Source organism: Polaribacter marinus, assembly GCF_022662535.1.
Lineage (GTDB): Bacteria > Bacteroidota > Bacteroidia > Flavobacteriales > Flavobacteriaceae > Polaribacter > Polaribacter marinus.
Genome location: NZ_JAKQYM010000048.1, coordinates 1 through 1392, shown reverse-complemented (window position 1 = coordinate 1392; position 1392 = coordinate 1). Strand labels below are relative to the sequence as shown.

The 1392-nt window shown below is 32.4% G+C and carries 2 protein-coding genes; both read right to left on the bottom strand.

What is annotated here, in order from left to right; translation table 11 throughout:
- Positions 1-107: 107 nt before the first annotated feature.
- A complete protein-coding gene (locus tag MC378_RS15340; protein WP_242179720.1) occupies positions 108-980 on the bottom strand; it encodes an IS3 family transposase in 873 nt (290 codons plus the stop codon).
- A gap of 24 nt (positions 981-1004) precedes the next feature.
- The coding region (locus MC378_RS15335) for a helix-turn-helix domain-containing protein (RefSeq protein ID WP_242179719.1) at positions 1005-1392 on the bottom strand (388 nt) is incomplete at its 5' end.

Here is a 1392-nt window from a genome sequence, read left to right as displayed (position 1 = left end):
TTGTATTATACTGATATAGGTTGACCTTTTTTTAGGTTAATTTATACCGTTCAAAAGATTTTTTTAGCCGTTTAGAAGGCAAAAAATAATTTGAACTAGGTCTGTTTTTAAATCGTAAGTTCAGGTAAATTTACATTATTTTTCCGATAGGATTTGTATTTGATGTTTGGATTCAGATGGACTTCAGCAGGTTTTCTGAGATCCAGGCTAAAATGGGTTCTCAAATTGTTATAAATATATACTGCTTGTTGTGTCATTTTTTGTGCTAATTCAGTATTTTTAATAGTTTGTTTTAATCCATATTCATATTTAAGAGTTCTGTTAATGCGTTCTGCAATAGCATTTTCATAAGGGTCGTATTGCTCAGTCATACTCATTGTAATGTTATTGTTTTCGGCGAATTCTGTGTATTTGGGATTGCAATATTGAAAACCTCTGTCAGAATGATGAATAAGCTTTTGATTGGTATATTTTCTGTTTTTAATAGCCATAGCGAGCGCATCTGTGCAAAGTGATGTTCTCATGTGGTTGTCGAGTTTATATCCCATTATTTGCTTAGAATAGGCGTCTGTGACTAACGCTAGATAGTTGTGCCCATTTTCTGTTTTAATGTATGTTATGTCGCTAACCCATAGTTGTTCCGGTCGAGTAGGAACGTGGTCTTTAACAAGGTTCTTATATTTTTTGTACATATGGTTTGAGTTTGTCGTTGTGATGTAATTTTTAGTTTTGGGAATCAAAAGATTATTTACTCTAAGAAAGTGATAGAACTTGTCTCTACCTATCTTGATATCAGCATTAATAAAGTCTTTCTTTAACTCCTTGTGTAGTTTTATTCCGCCAGTTTTAGAGCCTACTTTTTTACGGTAGTCCTTGACCATCTTGATCATTTTTTGATGATCTATTTCTTTTTTCTGTTGCGTTCTTAGTCTTTTGTAGAAGGCTTGTTTAGATATCCCACTTGAGCGAAGCGGATGCACGAACACTTATAAAAAAAATAGAAATTAAGTGAGTAAAACATCCATAGAGCCATTTTCTTTTATACGCTGTTTTTTCTTTTGCTCTATCTCTTTTGCTAATGTTTTGGGTAATGACTTTTTTGACATATCGACACCTGTAATAAGTTCCATATCAGCAATAATGTCCTGTTGGAAGTCTTTTTGGAACTCAAGTTCTTCAATCTTCTCCTTTAGCTTTTTAATCTCATCGTTTTTACTCATACCCATGTTTTGTTGTACTAATGTACTGTATTTTCTTAACCAATAGGAAATAGTTGTTCTAGGAATATCATATTTTTTAGAAGCTTGGTTGTTTGAAATCTGACCATTTAAGATTTGGTCAACGACTAAAAGTTTGGTTTCTAAAGTTGCTTTTTGATAGCTTTTTTTTAGC